Source organism: Paracidovorax sp. (genome assembly GCF_057642795.1).
This window is the reverse complement of the sequence record NZ_JBXYZY010000027.1, coordinates 299,420-320,143: the sequence shown is the minus strand read 5'-3', so window position 1 is coordinate 320,143 and position 20,724 is coordinate 299,420. Positions and strand designations below refer to the sequence as shown.

Sequence of the window (20,724 nt, the reverse complement as noted above, 5' to 3'; positions counted from 1 at the left end):
GTGCGGCCTCGCGTCAGCCTGCCTTGATGCCGTTGCGCCGCGCGATATCACCCCAGAGCTGATAGCTGTCCCGCGTCAGCGCGGCCAGGCGCTCGGGCCCGCCGCCGCCCACCAGATCGCCGTTCTTGGCGATAGGGCCGGCTACGGCCGGATCGGCCAGTGCCGTGGCCAGGGCGGCGTTGGTGCGGCGTGCGATGTCGGCGGGCAGCCGGGGCGGGCCCCAGAGGCCCACGAAGACGGTCACGTCGAAGTTCTTGAGGCCCAGTTCCTGCGCCGTGGGTACCTGCGGCAGCGCGGGCAGCCGCGTGACGCCGGTCACCAGAATCGGCCGCAGCTTGCCGCCCTGGATGAAGGGCAGCAGCAGCGAGGCCGCGTCGATCAGGCAGGGCACCTGGTTGCCCACCAGGTCCTGGATGGCGGGCGCGCTGCCCTTGTAGGGGATCTGCGTCATGGCCGGCAGGCCGGCGCGTTCGCGCAGGTATTCCATGGCCAGATGCGTGTTGCCCCCGCTGCCCGCCGAGGCATAGCTGAAGCCGCCGGAGGCCGCGCCCTGCCGGACCCAGGCGGCGAAGCCCGCCAGATCCTTCGCGGGCGAGGAGGGGTGAACGCACAGCACCAGCTGCGATTCGAGGATCAGCCCGATGGGCGTGAAGTCGTTCGGGTGGGGCGAAGGCGAGTCGTAGGTGTGCGGGTTGATCGTGAGGCTGGTGTTGGCCACCAGCAGGCGGTAGCCGTCGGGCGCTGCGCGGTGGACCTCGGCGGCCGCGATGTTGCCTGAGGCGCCGGGCTTGTTCTCGACCGTGAAGGGCTGGCCCAGCGACTGGGCCAGGCCGCGGCTGATGGCGCGTGCGCCCACATCGGTCAGCCCGCCGGGCGGGTAGCCCACGACCAGCGAGACGGGCCTTGCGGGCCAGGCGTTGGCGTTCGCCTGCGCGAAGCCGGGCAGCGGCGCCAGCAGGCCGGAGGCCGTGGCGGCCGCAGCGGTGCCGAGCAGGGCCCGGCGGGTGGTGGATGCTGATCGGTGGTGCATGTCTCTCGTCTCCTCCTCGTTGTGGTCCCGGCATCCGGTGGGGGCGGGTGCGGCGCAGTGTAGGAAGACGAGCGATAACGATCCAATCACTTTTGAGGGCTCAACGATGCCAATGGAGGCATTGGCGTAAACCCCCGATGCAGGTGCTTCAGGTGTTTCAGGCGCTCTGGCCCGTGATGTCCAGGAAGTGGTCGAGCATGTGGAAATGGTCCTCGAAGAAGGCGTCTTCCAGCCCGGCGAGCCGCTCGATGGGCATCCACAGCACTTCGGCCGCGTCGTCGTCGGCACGCACGGCGGGGAAGGCGTCGGCGCCCAGGTCGAAGTAGTGCGCGTGGGTGATGGTGCGGCCGCGCTGGCTGCGGTCGGGGTGGTCGAACACAGTGGCCTCGCGCAGCGCGGCGCGCATGCGCTCTTCGGGCAGTGCGCAGTGGGTTTCTTCCTGCAGCTCGCGCAGGCACGATTGCCAGACGGTTTCGCGCTGTTCGAGGAAGCCGCCGGGCACGGCCAGCTGGCCCTTGCCGGGCGCGTGGGCGCGGCGGATGAGCAGCACCTGGTCCTGGCAGCGCAGCACGGCATCGACGGTGACGAAGACGGGCGGGTAGGGTGCTGCGGCCCAGGCGGCGCGGTAGTCGCGCAGCATGCGCCATTCCTGCTGCAGTGCGGCGTAGGCGGGTTCTGCGGCGAAGCGCTGCAGGAAGTCCAGCGTGCTGGTGGGCATCTGCCCGGCCAGCGGCTGCAGCGCCCGGGGCACGTCCTGCGCATCGGTGGCGCCGAAGTAGGCGTCGCGGATGGCGGTGGCGTCGATGCTGCCCTGGCGCTCGGCGGAGATCAGCTGCCAGCCGGGAAAGGCGCGCAGATAGCTGCTGCTGGCGTCCTTGAAATGGCCCACGAGCCCGATGCGCGCGCTGGGCGCGGTGTGCTGCGCCACGGCCTGCCGCACGGCGGCGACCCAGCGCGCTTCGTTGTAGTGGTCGCGCACCGGCAGCACGGTGACGCGGGCGCGTTCGGGGGCGGGCAGCGCGTCCAGCAGCATGGCCTGGCGTTCGGTCCACGCGAAAGGGTTCTTGGGCGAGCGCGCCTGCCATGCCGATCCCATGATGACGATGGCCTGCGGGGCCCTTTCCAGCGCCTGCCGCAGCAGCGCCAGGTGGCCGTGGTGGACGGGCTCGAAACGGCCGATGAAGATGGCGGTGTCGTACATGCGCGAAGGGGAAAGGCGGTTGCGTGCTGGAGCCCTGGCAGACTGGCCGGCGCGCAGAGTTGGGAGGGGAAGTCTCTATGAAAAAGTGAGCGGCATGCGCTTGCAATACCTGCGCTGCAGGGCATTTTGACGTAAATGCCAGCGGGGTTGTGCCGTACCGCGCGCTGCTCGGCCGGTGATCGCTGAGCTTCGGCGGTTGCGGCGGGTGGTCAGCGATCGCTGGTGGTTCAAGCCGTCAGTCGTTCAGGTGAATGTCGGCTGTCGTCGCCAGTTGAACGCCCTGCGCACGCATGGCGGCAAGGAAGTCTTCCTGCTGCGTCTCGAAACCCGGCACCGGGCTCATGCAGTCGGTCAGCAGCAGCAACTGCCGGGGCTGCCAGCGCGGGTGGGTTTGCGGCAGGTACTGCAACAGGTGCTCGGTGGTGGCGCGCACGCAGTGACTGCCGGCCTCTCCTGCCACGATCAGCAGGTCGGCCTTGCCCACCGCGTCCAGCAGCCGGGTATTGAGCGCGGTGTGTGGGTCGGCGGCGTCCGGCACCTCGGCCTGGATGGCGCTGTAGTGCTCGGTCCAAGGGTTCATTCCTTTGAAGACGTTGCACACGGCGCGGCCGCGCTCGGCTTGCCAGGCAGCGCAGGCGGCCAGCAGGCCGGCATGCACGCCGTGCCCCCAGCTTCCCACTTCGCAATGCACCGGCCAGACCACCAGCGTGTAGCGGCCGAGCGCTTCCAGCGCATCCAGATAGGCCAGCACCCGGGGCAGCGCTGCGGCATCGCGCGGAGCGAACTCACCGGACCGAACCTGTGCGGCGGTGATGGGGGTGAAAGGGGCGATCTCGCCACCCCCGTCGGCACGCCAGAAGCCCGGGTGCGCAACGTCGTATCGCTGGTGCGAATCGAGCGTGATCGTTACCTCGTCGAGGCGGGAGCCCTCTCGGCTCAGCCAGCCGGCCAGCCGCTGCAGGTCGGCATGCGCGCCGGCGACGGGCAGCGACGGCGCGATGGCGGCATCGGCCAGGGGATCGTGGCCATGCCAATGGGCAGGCAGGTCGCAGAAATCGTTCTGCGGGTCGATAACGAGCAACTGGATCGAGCGGGACATGGGACGGGCTCCTCGGATCATGGTCAGGCCCGTTCAGGGCCTCGGCGCATGATGGCACGTCAGCGGGCCCTGCCAAGGACCCGCTGGGCCCGCCAACCCGCTTACTTCAGTACCTTGCGGGCGGCGCCCACGCCAAGTACTGCCAGCACCACGAAGATGACGGCCAGCACCAGGAAAAGCACGAACAGGATCTTGGCGATGCCGGCAGCGCCTGCGGCAACGCCGGTGAAGCCCATGGCGCCGGCGACCAGCGAGATCAGGGCAAAGATGATGGCGAACTTGAGCATGTTGGGCCTCCTTGAATGGGTGGCATGGAAAGTCATGCCGCTGGAGGTACCTTAGCCCTTGCCAGGCGAGGGGCCCGTCGGTGGGTGAGGGCGGTGAGCGTAGGAGGGCGCTGATGCGGGAGGACGCTAGGCGCCGCCGGTCATTGCAGGGCCGCGAGGCCCGAGGCGCTGACGGCGGGTGTTCACATCGGTGCGCGATGGGACCTCCGCCTCAAAGCCCACGGCTTGGCTTGTGCCCAAGCGCGCGGGCTTAGCGCCCGGCCCAGCGCCAGGCCTTACAGCCCGGCCGCTGCGCGCAGCGCTTGGGCCTTGTCCGTTTTTTCCCAGGTGAATTCGGGTTCTTCGCGGCCGAAGTGGCCGTAGGCGGCGGTTTTTTCGTAGATGGGGCGCAGCAGGTCCAGCATCTGGATGATGCCTTTGGGGCGCAGGTCGAAGTGCTCCTGCACCAGCGCGGCGATCTTGTCGTCCGGGATCACGCCCGTGCCTTCGGTATAGACGGTGACGTTGATCGGGCGGGCCACGCCGATGGCGTAGCTCACCTGGATCTGGCACTGGCGCGCCAGGCCTGCGGCGACGATGTTCTTGGCCACGTAGCGCGCGGCGTAGGCGGCCGAGCGGTCCACCTTCGTCGGGTCCTTGCCGCTGAAGGCGCCGCCGCCGTGCGGGCAGGCGCCGCCGTAGGTGTCCACGATGATCTTGCGGCCGGTCAGGCCGCAGTCGCCCTGCGGGCCGCCGATGACGAAGCGGCCAGTGGGGTTGATGAGGTACTTCGTGTCCTGCAGCCACTCCTTGGGCAGCACGGGCTTGATGATCTCCTCGATCACGGCCTCGACGAAGCTGGCCTTCATCTTGGTGGCCGTCTCGGACTGGTCGGGATGGTGCTGGGTGGAGAGCACCACGGTGTCGATGCTGTGGGGCTTGCCGTCCACGTAGCGCATCGTGACCTGACTCTTGGCGTCGGGGCGCAGGAAGGGCAGGCGGCCGTCCTTGCGCAGCTGGGCCTGGCGTTCGACCAGCCGGTGCGCGTAGTAGATGGGCGCGGGCATCAGCTCGGGCGTCTCGTCGCACGCGTAGCCGAACATCAGGCCCTGGTCGCCGGCGCCGGTGTTCAGGTGGTCGTCGCTGGCGTGGTCCACGCCCTGGGCGATGTCGTTGGACTGCTTGTCGTAGGCCACCAGCACGGCGCAGCCCTTGTAGTCGATGCCGTAGTCGGTGTTGTCGTAGCCGATGCGCTTGATGGTGTCGCGCGCCACCTGGATGTAATCGACGTGCGCGTTGGTGGTGATCTCGCCAGCCAGGACGACCAGGCCGGTATTGGTCAGCGTTTCGGCTGCCACGCGGCTCAGGGGGTCTTGCGTGAAGATCGCATCGAGGATGGCATCCGAGATCTGATCGGCCACTTTGTCGGGATGGCCCTCGGACACGGACTCGGATGTGAAGAGGAAATCGTTCGCCATTTGAATAAACTCCGGTACTTGCAGCTTTTTTGGGCGTTGGCCCTCAGCTCGGAAGCTTTGGCGAACGCTTTAGCAGAATTTTTTAACGTCGCCCTGCAAGTTGCTCATTTAAGTCAGCGACCGGGCCATTCTAGTGCCATCCTTGTTTCGTTCCCTCTTTCATGGTCTCGCGGCGCTGCCCTTGCGCTGGTCGCATGCGCTCGGCGCCGCTCTCGGCTGGGTGGTCTTCGCCTGCTCGCCCGCCTACCGCCGGCGCTTCATCGACAACGCCCGCCACGCCGGCTATGCCTTTGCCGACGTGGCCGCTGCCGTGGGCCACGCGGGCCGCATGGTGGCCGAGATGCCGCGCCTGTGGCTGCAGGCCGGATCGCCGCCGGTGCGGATGGTCAACGCCGAATGCGTCGAGCGCGCCTGGGAGCGCGGGCGTGGCATCGTCTTTCTCACGCCGCACCTGGGCTGCTTCGAGCTGTCGGTGCAGGCCGCGGCCGTGCGCTGGGCTGCCGAGCGCGGGCCCATCACCATCCTCTACCGGCCTGCGCGCCAGCCCTGGCTGGCCGAGATCATGCAGACGGCGCGCAACCGCCCCGGCATCAGTGCCGTGCCCACTACGCTGCAGGGCGTTCGCCAGATGATCAAGGCGTTGCGCCGCGGCGAGGCCGTGGGCCTGCTGCCCGACCAGGTGCCGCCGCAAGGCCAGGGCGTCTGGTCGCCTTTCTTCGGCCGCGAGGCCTACACCATGACCCTGGCCGCCCGGCTGGCGCAGCAGACCGGCGCCGCCGTGGTGCTGGCGCGCTGCGAGCGCGAGCCGCGCGGCCGTGGCTATGTTTTGTATCTGGAGGATTTGCCCGTGCCCCTGGCCCCCGAACTCGACGCTGCCGTGTTGCAGATCAACCAGGCGATGGAGCACGTCATCCGCCAGTGCCCGCAGCAGTATCTGTGGGGCTATGCCCGCTACAAGCACCCGCGCGGCGAGGCCGCCGCCGGGCCGGCGGCGGTCGCCGCCACCGCGGAGGCGAGCCGATGATCGCGCGTGCCGGCATCTGGCTCTTGGGCCTGCTGGGCCGCCTTCCGCTGCCCGCGCTGCGCGCCTTGGGTGCGTGGCTGGGGCGGATGCTGTTCGTGCTGGCCGTGCCGCGCCGCCGGGTGGCGCTGCGCAATCTGGAACTGTGTTTTCCCGACGTGCCCGCCGCGCAGCGCCGCGCCTGGGCGCGCCAGTCGTTCGAGGTGTTCTGCCAGACCTTCCTGGACCGGGGCTGGCTCTGGGCCGGCTCCGAGGCGCTGGTGCGCAGCCGCGTGAAGCTCGTCGGCGCGCTGCACGAGCTGGAGGGCGACACGCCCACCATCGTCTTCGCGCCGCATTTCTACAGCATGGATGCGGGCGGTCTGGCGCTGCCGCTGAACACGCAGCGCGAGTTCACCTCCATCTTCGCCACGCATCCGGACCCGGTGCAGGACGCCTGGTTCATGGCTGGGCGCCAGCGCTTCGGCAACGTGCGCATGCTCAACCGCGCCGACGGGGTCAAGCCCATCATCTCGTGCCTGCGCAAGGGCGGGCTGCTCTACCTGCTGCCCGACATGGACTATGGCCCGACCGATTCGGTGTTCGTGCCCTTCTTCGCCGTGCCGCAGGTGGCGACCATTCCCTCGCTTTCGCGCTTCGCCCGGCTGGGCCGGGCCAAGGTCGTGGCCCTCTACAGCCGCATGACGCCCGAGGGCTACGTGGCCGAACTGACGCCCGCGTGGGAGCGCTTTCCCACCGACGATGCGGTGGCCGACACGGCCCGCATGAACCGCGAGCTGCAGGCGGCCATCATGACCATGCCCAGCCAGTACTACTGGGTGCATCGCCGCTTCAAGACGCGGCCTGAGGGCGAGCCGTCGGTCTATTGATCGAAATGCCCGGCAGCGCTCCATTTGGGAAGGTGTGGTGCTATTGTTTATGTAGCGCGATGGCGCCCTGAGGAGCGCGCCAACAGGCCGGTCAGCGCGGCGGCCACGGCTTCGGGCTGTTCATGCACCACCCAGTGCGATGCGGCCGGCAGCCGCTGCACGCTCAGGTCTGGCACCCATTCGGGCAGTCCCTCCAGCAGGCCGGGGAGCAGCGCCGGGTCGTTCATGCCCCAGAGTACCTGGGTGGGCACGCTCACGCCCAGCATCTCGGGCGGCAGCTGCACGGCGGCGGCGCCCGGTTCGCCCGCATGGGGTGGGCGCAGCGGGCTGGCGCGGTAGTAGTTGCAAGGGCCCGTCAGGCCCTGGCGCCACTGGGCGCGGTATTGCTCGCGCAGCGCGGGCGTGAGCCAGCCGGGTGCGCTGCCATCCCCCGTATCGAAAAAGCCGAAGAGGCGCCGGAAGTCGTCCTCGGCCAAGAGTGCCTCGGCATCGGGCCGGCAGAGGAAGTGCATGTATTCGCTGGCCGCCTGCTGTGCGGGGTTCTGCTGCAGCTCGCGCACGAAGGCGCCGGGGTGGGGCGAATTCACGATCAGCAGGCGTTCGACCAGTTCCGGCCGCTGGTTGGCCACGTTCCAGGCCACCGCGCCGCCCCAGTCGTGGGCGATGAGCGCGGCCAGCCGCTGGTCCGGGCCGCATTCGGCGGCGATGAGGGCGGTCACGTCCTGCACCAGATGGCGGGCGCGGTAGGCCTCGGGCGCGCCCGGGCTGCTGGAGGGCGCGAAGCCGCGCAGGCTGGGTGCCACGCAGCGAAAGCCGCCGTGCGCGGGCTGCGAGAAATGCGCCAGCAGGCCGTCCCAGATGAAGGCGCCTTCGGGAAAGCCGTGCAAAAAGAGCAGCACCGGCCGGCCCGGCGCGCCGCTCGCGCGGCAGTGCAGGGTGATGCCGTGCGGCAGGGCGTGCTCCAGGGTCTCGATCGTCATGCTGCGCTACGCTTTCCAGAGCGGCTCGCGCAAGAGGATCAAGCGCTGCAGCTCAATTCGGTTCGTAAGGTTCGATGGGGTCGGAGGGCTCGCCTGCCGCGGCACCGTCGGCAGGAGCTTCAGCCGGGACGGCCTCGCCCACCGGATGCGACCATTGCCAGAGCAACTGGGCCACCTCGTCCACGCCCTGCTTCTTCAGGGCGGAGAACATCTTCACTTCGCCGCCGCCGGCCTGCAGTCGCGTGATGGACAGCACCTTGGCCTGCTCGGCGCGGTTGAGCTTGTCGGCCTTGGTCAGCAGCACCAGGAACTTCAGGCCCTCTTCGACGCGTGGACGCACGGCTTCGAGCAGGGCCTCGTCCAGCTCGGTCAGGCCCAGGCGCGGGTCGCACAGCAGGACGATCCCCGTGAGGCCCTGGCGCGAGCGCAGGTAGTTCACCATCACTTGCTGCCAGCGCTGCTTGTCCGAGCGCGAGACGGCCGCATAGCCGTAGCCGGGCAGGTCGGCCAGCACCGCGTCGGTGACGCCCTGCTTGCCCAGCGCGAAGAGGTTGATGTGCTGCGTGCGGCCGGGCTTCTTGGACGCGAACGCCAGCTGCTTTTGCTGCGTGAGCGTGTTGATGCAGGTCGATTTGCCAGCGTTGGAGCGGCCGACGAAAGCGATCTCGGGCACGGTGATGTCGGGCAGGTGGTGCAGCTGCGCCGCCGTGGTCAGAAAACGTGCCGTGTGTATCCAGCCCATGGCGACCTTGGCGTCGGGTGCGGGCGGGAGATTGCCAGCAACTGGCGCATGTGATGTAGTCGTCATAAATCGGGGTTTGAAGGGATACGGCCCAAAGGGGGGCGATTGTAGAATCGAGCGGTTTCGCGCCCCAATACCACAAAGAAGAAACCCTCGATATGAAGTTGCTTGTCCCCCTGCTGATGGCTGCCGCGATGGCAGTTTCCGCCGTTTCGGCCCAGGCTGCGGGCGAGGTGCAAAAGCCTGCAGCCAAGCCCGATCTGGTCAAGGGCGAGGCCAGCTATACGGCTGTGTGCGTGGCCTGCCACGCTGCCGATGGCAACTCCACCATCGCCGCCAATCCCAAGCTCGCGCAGCAGCACCCCGAGTATCTCGTCAAGCAGCTGCAGGAGTTCAAGTCCGGCAAGCGGGCCAACCCCGTGATGCAGGGCATGGCCTCCCTGCTGTCTGACGACGACATGCGCAATGTGTCCGCCTGGCTGGCAACCAAGCCCGCCAAGCCCGGCTTCGCCAAGGACAAGGACCTGGTGGCCCTGGGCGAGCGCATCTACCGCGGCGGCATCGCCGACCGCAACATTGCCGCCTGCGCGGGCTGCCATAGCCCCAATGGCGCCGGCATCCCGGCGCAATACCCGCGCCTGTCGGGCCAGCATTCGGACTACACCGTCCAGCAGCTGACCAGCTTCCGCGACGGCAAGCGCGGCAACAGCCTGCCCATGTCGCAGGTCGCTGCCAAGATGAACGACCGCGAGATCAAGGCCGTGGCCGATTACATTGCGGGCCTGCGTTGACCGGCGTCAAGCTTCAGGGTTAATCGCGCTGCGGTTCGGGAACCTCCCGACCATAATCACCACCCAAGACGGGCGGGCCATCTGATCTGCGCAGATGGCCCGCCCTTTTCATTGGGGCGCCGCCACCACGGCAGCTTCCCGCCTTCGCTGCCTGCCCATGTCTGAAACCACCCACGGCATCCGCCTTCATTCCCGCTCGCAGGCGCTGCGCGCGGTGACCGAGCTGCTGTCGTCCATGCGCTTCGCCATCGCGCTGCTGACGGTGATCTGCATCGCCTCGGTCATCGGCACGGTGATGAAGCAGCACGAGCCGGCTGCCAACTACGTCAACCAGTTCGGGCCGTTCTGGGCCGAGCTGTTCCTGGCGCTCAAGCTCAACGCCGTCTATAGCGCCTGGTGGTTCCTGCTGATCCTGGCCTTCCTGGTGGTGAGCACTTCGCTCTGCGTGGCCCGCAACGCGCCGCGCTACCTGGCCGACCTGCGCACGCACAAGGAAGACATCCGCGAGCAGAGCCTGAAGGCCTTCGCGCACCGGGCCGAGGGTGACCTGCCCGAGCCGCCCGAGGCCGCGGCCCGGCGCCTGGGCGCGTTGCTGGCTTCCGGTGGCTGGAAGGTCAAGCTGCAGCAGCGTGGCGAGCGCGGCTGGATGGTGGCGGCCAAGGCCGGCGCGGCCAACAAGATCGGCTACATCGCCGCGCACAGCGCGATCGTGCTGATCTGCCTGGGCGGCCTGCTGGACGGCGATCTGGTGGTGCGTGCCCAGATGTGGCTGGGCGGCAAGACACCCTACTCGGGCGGCGGGCTGATCTCGGACGTCAAACCCGAACACCGCCTCTCGGAGCGCAACCCGACCTTCCGCGGCAACCTGCTGGTGGCAGAGGGTACGCAGTCCAGCACCGCCATCCTGAGCCAGTCCGACGGCGTGCTGCTGCAGGAGTTGCCGTTCGCCATCGAGCTGAAGAAGTTCGTCGTCGATTACTACTCCACCGGCATGCCCAAGCTCTTTGCGAGCGATATCGTCATCCACGACAAGGTGACGGGCGAGGCCACGCCCGCGCGGGTGGAGGTGAACCACCCGGCCAGCTACCGGGGCATCGAGATCTATCAATCGAGCTTTGACGACGGTGGCTCGCGGGTCACGCTGCGCGCGCGTCCGCTGGTGGCCGGCGTGCAGCCTTTCGAGGTGCAGGGGACGATCGGCAGCAGTACGCCACTGGCGGATGCGACCCTGGGCGGTCAGCCGGCCACGCTCGAATACGCATCGCTGCGCGTGCTCAACGTCGAGAACTTCAGCGGCGCGGGCTCGGGCGCCAGCGGCTCGGCGGTGGACGTGCGCCGCGTCGATCTGCGCGATTCCATCGAGGCGCGCCTGGGCGCGGGCAACAAGACGGTCACCCATCGGGACCTGCGCAACGTGGGGCCCAACATTACCTACAAGCTGCGCGATGCGGCCGGCCAGGCGCGCGAGTTCCAGAATTTCATGCTGCCGGTGGACACGGGCGACGGTCAGCCCGTCTATCTGCTGGGCGTGCGCGAGACGCCGGCCGAGCCCTTCCGCTACCTGCGCGTGCCGGCCGACGACCAGGGCAGCATGGACGGCTTTCTGCGCATGCGCCTCGCCCTGGCCGATCCGGCACTGCGCGAGCAGGCCGTGAAGCGCTATGTGGCCATGGCGGTCGATGCCTCGCGGCCCGATCTCGCGCAGCAGCTGGCGCAGTCCGCCGGGCGCGCGCTGGCGCTCTTCGCCGGTGCCCTGTCCGACAAGGAAGGCCACCCCCGCACGGGCGGGCTGCAGGCCATCTCCGACTTCATGGAAGCCAATGTGCCAGAGGCCGAGCGTGCCCGGGCCGGCGAGGTGCTGGTGCGCATCCTCAACGGCACGCTGTTCGAGCTGGCCCAGCTGACCCGCGAGCGCGCCGGCCAGCCGCCGCTGCAGCAGAGCGATAAGACCCAGGCCTTCATGACGCAGGCTGTGCTGTCGCTGAGCGACGCGCAGCTGTACCCGGCGCCGGTGGCCTTCGAGCTCAAGGACTTCCACCAGGTGCAGGCCAGCGTCTTCCAGGTGGCGCGTGCGCCGGGCAAGAATGTGGTCTATCTGGGCTGCGCGCTGCTCATCCTGGGCGTGTTCGCCATGCTGTACGTGCGCGACCGGCGGCTCTGGATCTGGATCACGCCGCAGGGCGAGGGCGCGGCCCATGCGAATCTGGCGCTATCGACCAACCGCAAGACGCTCGACGGCGACCGCGAGTTCGGCGAGCTGGCCCGCAAGCTGATCGGCACGGAACCCCATGGAGGCACCACGACATGAATACCGCCACCACCACGACGACCACGACGACGACGACGACGACGATCAGCCTGAACGAAGGCTTCTTCGCGCGCCGCTCGCTGTTCGACTGGCTGTTTGCCGCCCTCGTCGCTGTGGGCGCGTTCTACGTGCTGCAGCGCTACGGCAGCGCCATGGACGGCTACGACAAGGGCGTGTTGATCGGCGCCGTGCCCTGTGCCATCTGGCTGTGCTGGTTCTGGCGGCCGCTGCGCGTGCTGGCGCTGGTGGTGGCGGCTTGTTCGCTGCTGGCCATCCAGCTCTACCAGGGCGGTGCAGGGGGCGACCTGTCCCGCGCGGACACGGTCTTTCTGCTGAAGTTCTTCCTGTCGAGCCAGTCCGCCATCCTCTGGATGAGCCTGCTCTTCTTCATGAGCACGGTGTTCTACTGGATCGGCCTCTTCTCGCGGGGCGAGGGCCAGGCGCTGATGCGCATCGGCTCGGGCGTGGCGTGGGTGGCGATCGCCATGGCGCTGGTCGGCACCATGGTGCGCTGGTACGAGAGCTACCAGATCGCGCCTGACATCGGCCATATCCCGGTGAGCAACCTCTATGAAGTCTTCGTGCTCTTTTGCTGGATGACGGCGGCTTTCTACCTCTACTACGAGGCGCAGTACAAGACCCGCGCCCTGGGCGGCTTCGTCATGCTGGTGGTGAGCGCCGCTGTGGGCTTTCTGCTCTGGTACACGGTGGTGCGCGAGGCGCACGAAATCCAGCCCCTGGTGCCGGCCCTGAAAAGCTGGTGGATGAAGCTGCATGTGCCGGCCAACTTCATCGGCTACGGCACTTTCGCTCTGTCGGCCATGGTGGCTTTTGCCTATCTGATCAAGCAACAGGCCGGTGAGACGCGCTGGTGGAAGCTCACACCCCTCTGGCTGCTGGGCGTGGTGCTGTGCTTCGAGCCCATCGTGTTCCGCAAGGGCGGGGCGGATGGCAGTGGTGGCGCCTACTGGATGGTGTATTTCGGCATCTCCGCGCTCATCGTGGGTGGCATCCTGCTCGGGCGCCGCCACATCGCGGCGCGGCTGCCGGCCTTCGAGGTGCTGGACGACATGATGTACAAGGCCATCGCCGTGGGCTTCGCCTTCTTCACCATCGCCACCGTGCTGGGCGCGCTGTGGGCGGCTGAGGCCTGGGGCGGCTACTGGAGCTGGGACCCGAAGGAGACCTGGGCGCTGATCGTCTGGCTCAACTACGCCGCCTGGCTGCACATGCGCCTGATGAAGGGCCTGCGCGGCACGGTGTCGGCCTGGTGGGCGCTGGTGGGGCTGGCGGTGACGTCCTTCGCCTTCCTGGGGGTGAACATGTTTCTGAGCGGCCTGCACAGCTACGGCACGCTGTAGCGCCGTACCGCGGCAACCGGGGGGAGCGGAATGATCCGCTGGCGCTGCGCCTGCGTACAAGCAAGACCGACGCCTTTGCAGACCCGTCACGCAGCAGCGTTTTCCACTTGCGGGTAGATTGGCTGCTTCCGGCCACCGCTGCTGCCAGGGCAGCGCGGCGCGGCCAGGACCTGAAACGGAGAACCCCATGCTGATTCCTTCCCGCCAGAACGGCTTCCAACATCCCCACTCCAGCGAGATCACGCCCCGCGGCGTCTATGAGGGGCGCCGCGACATGCTGCGCTGGATGGCGACCGGCGCGGCAGGGGCGGCCCTCGCATCCTGGGCCAGCCGCGAGGCGATGGCCGCGCAGGTGGCCCGCCCGGGCAAGCTGGCGGCGCTGCCGGGCGGCAAGTCGGCCGTGGCGGGTGCCATGGCGATGGACAAGGTCACCGACTACAAGGACGCGACCACCTACAACAACTACTACGAGTTCGGGGTGGACAAGTCCGACCCGGCCCGCAACGCCCACACGCTCAAGACCTCGCCCTGGACGGTGGAGGTGGAGGGCCTGGTGAACAAGCCGCGCAAGTTCGCCATCGAAGACCTGCTCAAGCTCAGCCCGCAGGAAGAGCGCATCTACCGCCTGCGCTGCGTGGAGGGCTGGTCCATGGTCATCCCCTGGGTGGGCTATTCGCTGTCCGAACTCATTAAGCGCGTGGAGCCCCAGGGCAGCGCCAAGTACGTGCAGTTCGTCACCCTGGCCGACAAGGCGACCATGCCCTTCGTCGGCTCCAGCGTGCTGGACTGGCCCTACACCGAGGGCCTGCGCCTGGACGAGGCCATGCACCCCCTCACGCTGCTGGCCTTCGGCATGTACGGCGAGGTGCTGCCCAACCAGAACGGCGCGCCCGTGCGCCTGGTCGTGCCCTGGAAATACGGCTTCAAGAGTGCCAAGAGCATCGTCAAGATCCGCTTCGTCGAGAAGGAGCCCAGCACGGCCTGGAACAAGGCCGCGGCGCAGGAATACGGCTTCTATTCCAACGTGAATCCGAACGTCGATCACCCGCGCTGGAGCCAGGCTTCCGAGCGCCGCATCGGCGAGGATGGCCTCTTCGCCAAGAAGCGCAAGACGCTGATGTTCAACGGCTACGAAGAGCAGGTCGGCCAGATGTATGCGGGCATGGACCTGAAGAAGAACTACTGAGGAGGCTGCGGGCGCCTGGAGCGCCCCGGCCGTGTCCGCTATCCGCCGTCCACCGCGTTGTGTGCGGGGCGCTCCGTGCCCCGGGCCCGTGGAGCGGCCCTCTCCACCCGCTCGGGGCCCCACGCATGAAGAAGATCCTGGCGCACTCCGCCGCAAAGCCCCTCGTTTTCCTGCTGTGCCTTCTGCCGCTGGCCTGGCTCGTCTATGGCGCCGTGGCGGGCCAGCTGGGCGCGAACCCGGCGGAGACCCTGATCCGCTCCACCGGCGAGTGGACACTGCGCTTGCTGTGCGTGGCGCTCGCCGTCACCCCGCTGCGCGTGCAGCTGGGCCTGCCGGCCCTGGCGCGCCTTCGGCGCATGCTGGGCCTCTTCGTGTTCTTCTACGCCCTGCTGCATCTGCTGTGCTACAGCTGGTTCGATATGGGCTTCGAGCTGGGCGACATCGCGGCCGACATCGCCAAGCGGCCCTTCATCCTGGTGGGTATGCTGGCCTTCGCATTGCTGCTGGCGCTGGCCGCCACTTCGTTCAACCGCGCCATCCGATGGCTCGGCGGCACGCGCTGGCAGGCATTGCACCGCGCGGTGTACGTGGCGGCGGGGCTGGCCCTCCTGCACTTCTTCTGGATGCGCGCCGGCAAGAACAACTTTGCCGAGGTGGGGGTCTATGCCTCCATCGTGCTGGCGCTGCTGGGCTGGCGGGTGTGGCACCGCTGGAAGCACCCCAAGCCCGGCCGCAAGCCAGCCTCTGCATCAGCTGAATGATGCTATTGAAAATATAGCGAGAAGCGCACGTGAATCAAGCGCTCCAGCGGTTTTTCTCTTGAATGCACGGGCTGCGCGTGGCGGTGGCGTGGCCTGGAATCACACCGGGTCGATCATCACCGTGGGCACCTGGTAGGCTGCTTGGTCCATCAGGTCGATGCCGCACTGCAGCTGCTCGATCCAGTCGAAGAAGTCCGCGATGGCAGCCCCTGCCAGTGGTGCGCCGTGCTGGGGCACCAGCATGGCGATGTCCAGCTGCCGCGCCATGCGTACCCAGAGCCGCAGGATCTTCTGGGACACCATGTAGCGGCGATGGAAGCCCTCCATGCGCGGGATATGCGGCGCCAGGTCCGTCACCGGCACGCGCGCCTGGGCGCCCGAGGTCATCGACACGCCCAGATCGCCCGTGAAGAGGATGCGGCTGACCGGGTCGTAGAAGTGGAAGTTGCCTTCCGAATGCAGAAAGTGCGCGGGCAGCAGCACCAGCTCGTGGCGCCCCAGCGGAAGGCGTCCACCGCCGTCGGGCACGCCGATCACGCGGTTCTCCGTCTTGCCGGCCTTGGCGAAATGCGGCGCGAAGCGCTCCCAGACCCGCGAGATGACCAACCGCGCGCGGGTGCTGGTCAGCCAGCGGTCCAGCGACGCGATGATGTCCGGGTCGGCATGCGAGGCGATCAGGTACGAGAGCTTGTGCGGCGCGAAATGCCGGCTCATCCCCATGAACAGCTCGTTGAAGGCGAGGTTGCCGCCGGGGTCGATGATGGCTCCGGTGTCGCCATCCACGATGAGGAACTGGTTGGCTTGCACCGCCTGCCCATCTTCCTCGATGAGGTCCGTGAACATCAGGCAGGCGTGCTGCGCGTCCCGGTACAGCTCCACGGGTTGCTGGTGGGCCATGGCGGCGCTCTCATGTCGGGTAAAGACACCGACTCTACGGCCGCCCCGCCGCCGCCAGATTGATACGGGTCAAGTCGGCTGCGGATGGCGCAGGCGCTCAGCCCGCGACCAGCCGCTCGTTGCGGAAGGTGTCGGCCACCGTCTCGCGGGCGCGGATCAGGTGCGCCGCGCTGCCGTCCACCAGCAGTTCCGCCGGGCGGGTGCGGGTGTTGTAGTTGCTGCCCATGGCGCTGCAGTAGGCGCCGGCAGAGAGCACGGCCAGCTGGTCCCCGGGCTGCACGGCGAGCTCGCGGTCGCGGCCCAGCCAGTCGCCGCTCTCGCACACCGGACCCACCACGTCATAGACCTGGGCCGCAGCAGCGCCGGCGGCCGGCTGCGCGTGCAGCGGCACGATGGCATGGAAGGCCTGGTACATGGCCGGGCGGGGCAGGTCGTTCATGGCGGCATCGACGATGCAGAAGTTCTTCTGCTCGCCGGGCTTGACGTACAGCACCTCGGTCAGGCACACGCCGGCATTGCCCACCAGCGAGCGGCCGGGCTCGATCATGAACTGGCGGTCGCCGTAGCCACGCGCATCCAGCCGGGCCAGCAGCTGCGTCCAGAGCGCATCGGCCGCGGGCGGCGTGTCGCCGTTGTAGTTGATGCCCAGGCCGCCGCCGAAGTCGATGTGATGGATGGGAATGCCCGCTGCCTCGATGGACTGCACCAGGTCGAGCATGCGGTCGACCGCGTCGAGGTACGGCGTCGCTTCGGTGATCTGGGAGCCGATGTGGCAGTCGATGCCCACGACCCGCAGGCCCGGCAGCGCGGCCGCGCGCTGGTAGGTGGCCACGGTGCGCTCATGGGCCACGCCGAATTTGTTGCCCTTGAGGCCGGTGGAGATGTAGGGATGCGTCTTGGGGTCCACGTTGGGGTTCACGCGGATGCTGATCGGAGCCTGCACGCCCAGCTCGAGCGCCACTTCGTTGAGCACGTCGATCTCGGGCTCGCTCTCGACGTTGAAGCAGCCGATGCCGGCCTGCAGCGCCTGGCGCATTTCGGCGCGCGTCTTGCCCACGCCCGAGAAGATGATCTTGCGCGGATCGCCGCCGGCGGCCAGCACGCGCTGCAGTTCACCGCCCGAGACGATGTCGAAGCCGCAGCCCTGGCGGGCGAACAGCTGCAGCACCGCCAGCGAAGAATTGGCCTTCATCGCGTAGCAGATCTGCACCTTGCGACCTGCGAAGCCCCGCTGGTAGGCCGCCAGCGCATCGAGCATGGACGCCTTGGAATACACGTAGAGCGGCGTGCCGTGTTGGCGGGCGAGGTCGCTCAGGGAGCAGTCTTCGACGAACAGCGCGTCGTCACGGTAGGCGATGTGCGGGTGGCCGGGCAGGGGGGTCGAGGTCATGTACGGGAAGAAGGCAGGGCGGAAGAGGCCGGATCGGCGGGAGCGGAAGCCGGCGCGGAAGGCGCGGCCGGCGTGGGCGGCGAGCTGTTGTCCTGCTTCAGGAACGGCAGCACCGTCTGTGGCAGCGTGGCACGCTGGGCCGCTGCCGGTTCCGTGGGCAGGTAGAGGGGGCCGCGCTGGCCGCAGCCGGCAATCGCCGCCGCACTGCCTGCAAGGACAAGCGCCCTGACTAGAATTTGGGAAGCTCTCAACATCTGCAAATTATGACGGACCTCGAATTCCTGGATCGCGCCGAAGAACTACTGCTCAAGGTGGAGGAGGGCTGCGACCGGATCAACGATGCCACCGACGCCGACCTGGACGGCCAGCGCGTGGGCGGCATGATCACCATCACCTTCGGCAATGGCAGCCAGATCGTCATCAACCAGCAAAAGCCGCTGCACGAAATCTGGCTGGCCGCGCGCACCGGCGGCTACCACTTTCGCTTCGACGGCGCGCACTGGCAGGACACCAAGGGCGGCGGCGAGTTTTTTGCCATGCTCAATCAGAACGCCAGCCTGCAGTCGGGGATGGCGCTGCGCTTCGATGCCCAATGACGTGATGGCCTCCTGAGGGACTGAGGGCCAGGCCCCAGGGGCGGTCGATAAAAGAAAGGGGTGGACCCAGTGGCCACCCCTTTTTCTTTTGCCGATCAGTTCCTGAACAGGTCGAGGATCCGGCTGCGCTCCTCGGGCGGAGGTGGCGCGGCGGGGGTCACTTCGGGGGCGCTGCCTGGTGCCGGCGCATGGTCGTCCACGCCCACGCTGGCCACGCCGCCATTGCGGGCGTATTCGTCGTAGAACCATTCACCGCCCACGTTCACCACGCCCGGGGGCACGGTGGGCTCGGCCACGGGCACGCCCTTGAGCGCGCGCTCCATGAAGCTGATCCAGACCGGCAGGGCGAGGCCGCCCCCGGTTTCGCGGCTGCCCAGATTGCGCGGGGTGTCGTAGCCGATCCAGGTCACGGCAGCGATGGTGGGCTGGAAGCCGGCGAACCAGGCATCCATGGCGTCGTTGGTGGTGCCGGTCTTGCCGTAGATGTCGGGGCGCTTGAGGGTGGCCTGCGCGCGCGCGGCGGTGCCGGTGCGGGTCACCTCCTGCAGCAGGCTGTCGGTGATGAAGGCGTTACGCGCATCGATTGCGCGCATGTTCTCGGCCAGCGCCGGGGGCTGGAAGTCCGACAGGATGCGTCCCTTGTGGTCCGTCACGCGGCTGATGAGGTAGGGGTTGACGCGGTAGCCGCCATTGGCGAAGACCGAATAGGCCGACACCATCTGCATCGGCGTAACCGAGCCCGCGCCCAGCGCCATGGTGAGGTAGGCCGGGTGCTTTTCCGGATCGAAGCCGAAGCGCCCGACCCAGGCCTGGGCCGTCTTCGGGCCCACCGCCTGCAGGATCCGGATAGACACCACGTTCTTGGAACGGGCCAGCGCCGTGCGCATCGTCATCGGGCCGTCGTACTTGCCGTCGTAGTTTTTGGGCTCCCACGGCTGGCCGCCGGTCACGCCAGCGCTGAAGAAGAGCGGCGCGTCATTGATGATCGTCGCCGGTGTGAAACCCTTTTCCAGGGCCGCCGAATAGATGAACGGCTTGAAGCTGGAGCCGGGCTGGCGCCAGGCCTGAGTGACGTGGTTGAACTTGTTCTTGTCGAAGTCGAATCCGCCCACGAGGGCCTTGATGGCGCCGTTGCGCGGGTCCACCGCGACGAAGGCGCCTTCCACTTCGGGCAATTGCGTGACTTCCCAGGTGTTCTTGGGCGTCTGCACCACGCGGATGATGGCGCCGCGGCGGATCTTGATGTTGGGCGGCGCCTTGTCGCTCAAGCCTGATTGCACCGGCTTGAGGCCGTCGCCCGTGATCTCGAAGGGCTCGCCATTCGCCCGCGCGGCCACTATGCGCTTGGGGCTGACCTGCAGCACCACGGCGGCGAGTACATCGCCGTTGTCGGGGTGGCCGGCCAGCGCATCGTCGATCGCTTCTTCGGCTTCCTGCGGGTCGTCGGGGAGGGTGACGAACTTCTCGGGGCCGCGGTAGTGCTGGCGGCGCTCGTAGTCCATGATGCCCTTGCGCAGGGCCGCGTAGGCGGTGTCCTGGTCGCCGGCGTTGAGCGTGGTGTACACGTTCAGGCCGCGGGTGTAGGCCTCGTTGCCGTACTGCGCGAAGATCAGCTGGCGCACCATTTCGGCCACGTATTCGGCATGCACGCGGGTGTTGTCATTGCCCGTGCGCAGTTTCAGTTCCTCGGTCTTGGCGGCAGCAGCCTGCTCTGCAGTGATGAAGCCGTTCTCCTGCATCCGCTCAATGATGTAGAGCTGGCGGATGCGTGCGCGCTTGGGGTTGCTGATCGGGTTGTAGGCCGAGGGAGCCTTGGGCAGGCCCGCCAGCATGGCCGCTTCGGCGATCGAGATGGATTTGAGCGGCTTACCGAAATACGCTTCGGCAGCGGCAGAGAAACCATAGGCCCGGTTGCCCAGGTAGATCTGGTTCATGTAGATCTCGAGGATCTGGTTCTTCGTCAGCAGATGCTCGAGCTTGAAAGTCAGCAAGATTTCGTAGATCTTGCGGGTGAAGGTCTTTTCCGAAGACAGATAGACATTGCGCGCCACCTGCATGGTGATGGTGGAGGCGCCCTGGCTCTTCACGCGCCCCAGGTTGGCCAACGCCGCACGCACCATGCCCTTGTAGTCCACGCCGCCGTGCTCGAAGAAGCGAGCGTCCTCGATGGCCAGCACTGCGTCCGTCATCACTTTCGGGATGTCTCCGATGGGCGTGAGGTTGCGTCGCTCCTCGCCGAACTCACCCAGCAGCGCGCCCTCGCTCGAATAGACCCGGAGCGGCAGCTTGGGACGGTAGTCGGCCAAGTCGGAGATGTCAGGCAAATTGGGGTAGGCCACGGCCAGCGCCACGGCGACCGTCAGCATCCCCGCCAGTACGGCGGCGGCCGCCAAGCCTGCCACCCAGGTCAGGATGCGCAGGAGAACTCTCAACCACGTGGGCCGCGAAGCAGGAGGGGTCGAGGGTTTTGTGTCGTTGGGCGGCATGTCGCGCTTTGGGAAGGAGGAACCCGCCATTATAAAAATTAAAGGAATGACGGCCTTACGCGTTCTTCATCCGGGCAAGAGTCGCTCGTCCAAGACCCTGGAGCTTGCATCCCTGCGCAGCAATCCCCGTGCGGACCGCTGAATTATCTGGAAACCCCTCAGCGCGCTACCTCCAAAATGCCGGGGGTGTGCGCTCGCGCTCGTCGCTTTGTCCGTAATCCGCTTCGCGGATCGTCTGCTTTTGACAACGACGAATATGTTA

At 67.7% G+C, this 20,724-nt stretch carries 19 protein-coding genes; 8 read left to right on the top strand and 11 right to left on the bottom strand.

Annotated elements, in window-relative coordinates; all coding sequences use genetic code 11:
- Positions 1–13 precede the first annotated feature (13 nt).
- The 5 genes from AC3A84_RS10800 to metK form a co-directional block, all read right to left on the bottom strand.
- Positions 14–1,030, bottom strand: a complete 1,017-nt coding sequence (locus AC3A84_RS10800) for a Bug family tripartite tricarboxylate transporter substrate binding protein (protein ID WP_487969623.1) — start codon at positions 1,028–1,030, stop codon at positions 14–16.
- A gap of 157 nt (positions 1,031–1,187) precedes the next feature.
- Positions 1,188–2,231: a bifunctional nicotinamide-nucleotide adenylyltransferase/Nudix hydroxylase gene (locus AC3A84_RS10795; RefSeq protein ID WP_487969622.1), complete on the bottom strand. Its 1,044-nt coding sequence runs from the start codon at positions 2,229–2,231 to the stop codon at positions 1,188–1,190.
- Between the two features lie 235 nt (positions 2,232–2,466).
- Positions 2,467–3,330: a cysteine hydrolase family protein gene (locus tag AC3A84_RS10790; protein WP_487969621.1), complete on the bottom strand. Its 864-nt coding sequence runs from the start codon at positions 3,328–3,330 to the stop codon at positions 2,467–2,469.
- A gap of 101 nt (positions 3,331–3,431) precedes the next feature.
- Positions 3,432–3,617: a DUF1328 domain-containing protein gene (locus AC3A84_RS10785; protein WP_487969620.1), complete on the bottom strand. Its 186-nt coding sequence runs from the start codon at positions 3,615–3,617 to the stop codon at positions 3,432–3,434.
- 275 nt (positions 3,618–3,892) lie between these two features.
- The gene (gene metK / locus AC3A84_RS10780) at positions 3,893–5,074 is read right to left on the bottom strand and encodes a methionine adenosyltransferase (protein WP_487969619.1); all 1,182 of its coding nucleotides are present in this window, start codon (positions 5,072–5,074) and stop codon (positions 3,893–3,895) included.
- A gap of 133 nt (positions 5,075–5,207) precedes the next feature.
- Between metK and AC3A84_RS10775 the strand changes: the two genes are divergently transcribed.
- The gene (locus tag AC3A84_RS10775) at positions 5,208–6,098 is read left to right on the top strand and encodes a lysophospholipid acyltransferase family protein (RefSeq protein ID WP_487969618.1); all 891 of its coding nucleotides are present in this window, start codon (positions 5,208–5,210) and stop codon (positions 6,096–6,098) included.
- Positions 6,095–6,964, top strand: coding sequence for a lysophospholipid acyltransferase family protein (locus AC3A84_RS10770; protein ID WP_487969617.1), 870 nt, complete (start codon positions 6,095–6,097; stop codon positions 6,962–6,964). Before AC3A84_RS10775 ends, AC3A84_RS10770 begins: the two co-directional genes overlap by 4 nt.
- Positions 6,965–7,011: 47 nt before the next feature.
- Here the strand turns inward: AC3A84_RS10770 and AC3A84_RS10765 are convergent, their stop codons facing one another.
- A complete protein-coding gene (locus AC3A84_RS10765; protein ID WP_487969616.1) occupies positions 7,012–7,944 on the bottom strand; it encodes an alpha/beta fold hydrolase in 933 nt (310 codons plus the stop codon).
- 52 nt (positions 7,945–7,996) lie between these two features.
- Complete coding sequence (yihA, locus tag AC3A84_RS10760; protein ID WP_487969615.1) at positions 7,997–8,752, bottom strand: ribosome biogenesis GTP-binding protein YihA/YsxC; 756 nt, start codon at positions 8,750–8,752, stop codon at positions 7,997–7,999.
- Between the two features lie 92 nt (positions 8,753–8,844).
- On the opposite strand from yihA, the gene AC3A84_RS10755 reads away from it, so the two are divergent.
- The 5 genes from AC3A84_RS10755 (at position 8,845) to AC3A84_RS10735 (ending at position 15,093) form a co-directional block, all read left to right on the top strand.
- Complete coding sequence (locus AC3A84_RS10755; protein WP_487969614.1) at positions 8,845–9,477, top strand: c-type cytochrome; 633 nt, start codon at positions 8,845–8,847, stop codon at positions 9,475–9,477.
- Between the two features lie 157 nt (positions 9,478–9,634).
- The gene (locus AC3A84_RS10750; RefSeq protein WP_487969613.1) at positions 9,635–11,785 is read left to right on the top strand and encodes a cytochrome c biogenesis protein ResB; all 2,151 of its coding nucleotides are present in this window, start codon (positions 9,635–9,637) and stop codon (positions 11,783–11,785) included.
- Positions 11,782–13,146, top strand: coding sequence for a c-type cytochrome biogenesis protein CcsB (gene ccsB / locus AC3A84_RS10745; RefSeq protein WP_487969612.1), 1,365 nt, complete (start codon positions 11,782–11,784; stop codon positions 13,144–13,146). Before AC3A84_RS10750 ends, ccsB begins: the two co-directional genes overlap by 4 nt.
- A 187-nt stretch (positions 13,147–13,333) precedes the next feature.
- Positions 13,334–14,332 carry a protein-methionine-sulfoxide reductase catalytic subunit MsrP gene (gene msrP / locus AC3A84_RS10740; protein ID WP_487969611.1) on the top strand — a complete coding sequence of 333 codons (999 nt, stop codon included), beginning with the start codon at positions 13,334–13,336 and terminating at the stop codon, positions 14,330–14,332.
- Positions 14,333–14,457: 125 nt separating this feature from the next.
- Positions 14,458–15,093 (top strand): protein-methionine-sulfoxide reductase heme-binding subunit MsrQ, encoded by a 636-nt coding sequence (locus AC3A84_RS10735; protein ID WP_487969610.1) that lies wholly within the window; start codon positions 14,458–14,460, stop codon positions 15,091–15,093.
- 99 nt (positions 15,094–15,192) lie between these two features.
- On the opposite strand, the gene AC3A84_RS10730 is transcribed toward AC3A84_RS10735, so the two are convergent.
- The 3 genes from AC3A84_RS10730 to lptM all read right to left on the bottom strand — a co-directional run bounded on the left by AC3A84_RS10730 (position 15,193) and on the right by lptM (position 17,634).
- Positions 15,193–15,990 (bottom strand): oxygen-binding di-iron domain-containing protein, encoded by a 798-nt coding sequence (locus AC3A84_RS10730; protein WP_487969609.1) that lies wholly within the window; start codon positions 15,988–15,990, stop codon positions 15,193–15,195.
- Between the two features lie 97 nt (positions 15,991–16,087).
- The gene (lysA, locus tag AC3A84_RS10725) at positions 16,088–17,380 is read right to left on the bottom strand and encodes a diaminopimelate decarboxylase (protein WP_487969608.1); all 1,293 of its coding nucleotides are present in this window, start codon (positions 17,378–17,380) and stop codon (positions 16,088–16,090) included.
- Positions 17,377–17,634, bottom strand: coding sequence for an LPS translocon maturation chaperone LptM (gene lptM / locus AC3A84_RS10720; protein WP_487969607.1), 258 nt, complete (start codon positions 17,632–17,634; stop codon positions 17,377–17,379). Before lptM ends, lysA begins: the two co-directional genes overlap by 4 nt.
- Positions 17,635–17,643: 9 nt before the next feature.
- Between lptM and cyaY the strand changes: the two genes are divergently transcribed.
- The gene (gene cyaY / locus AC3A84_RS10715) at positions 17,644–17,976 is read left to right on the top strand and encodes an iron donor protein CyaY (RefSeq protein ID WP_487969606.1); all 333 of its coding nucleotides are present in this window, start codon (positions 17,644–17,646) and stop codon (positions 17,974–17,976) included.
- A 95-nt stretch (positions 17,977–18,071) separates the two neighbouring features.
- Here cyaY and AC3A84_RS10710 read toward each other — a convergent pair whose 3' ends face one another.
- Positions 18,072–20,462: a penicillin-binding protein 1A gene (locus tag AC3A84_RS10710; protein WP_487969605.1), complete on the bottom strand. Its 2,391-nt coding sequence runs from the start codon at positions 20,460–20,462 to the stop codon at positions 18,072–18,074.
- Between the last annotated feature and the right edge of the window lie 262 nt (positions 20,463–20,724).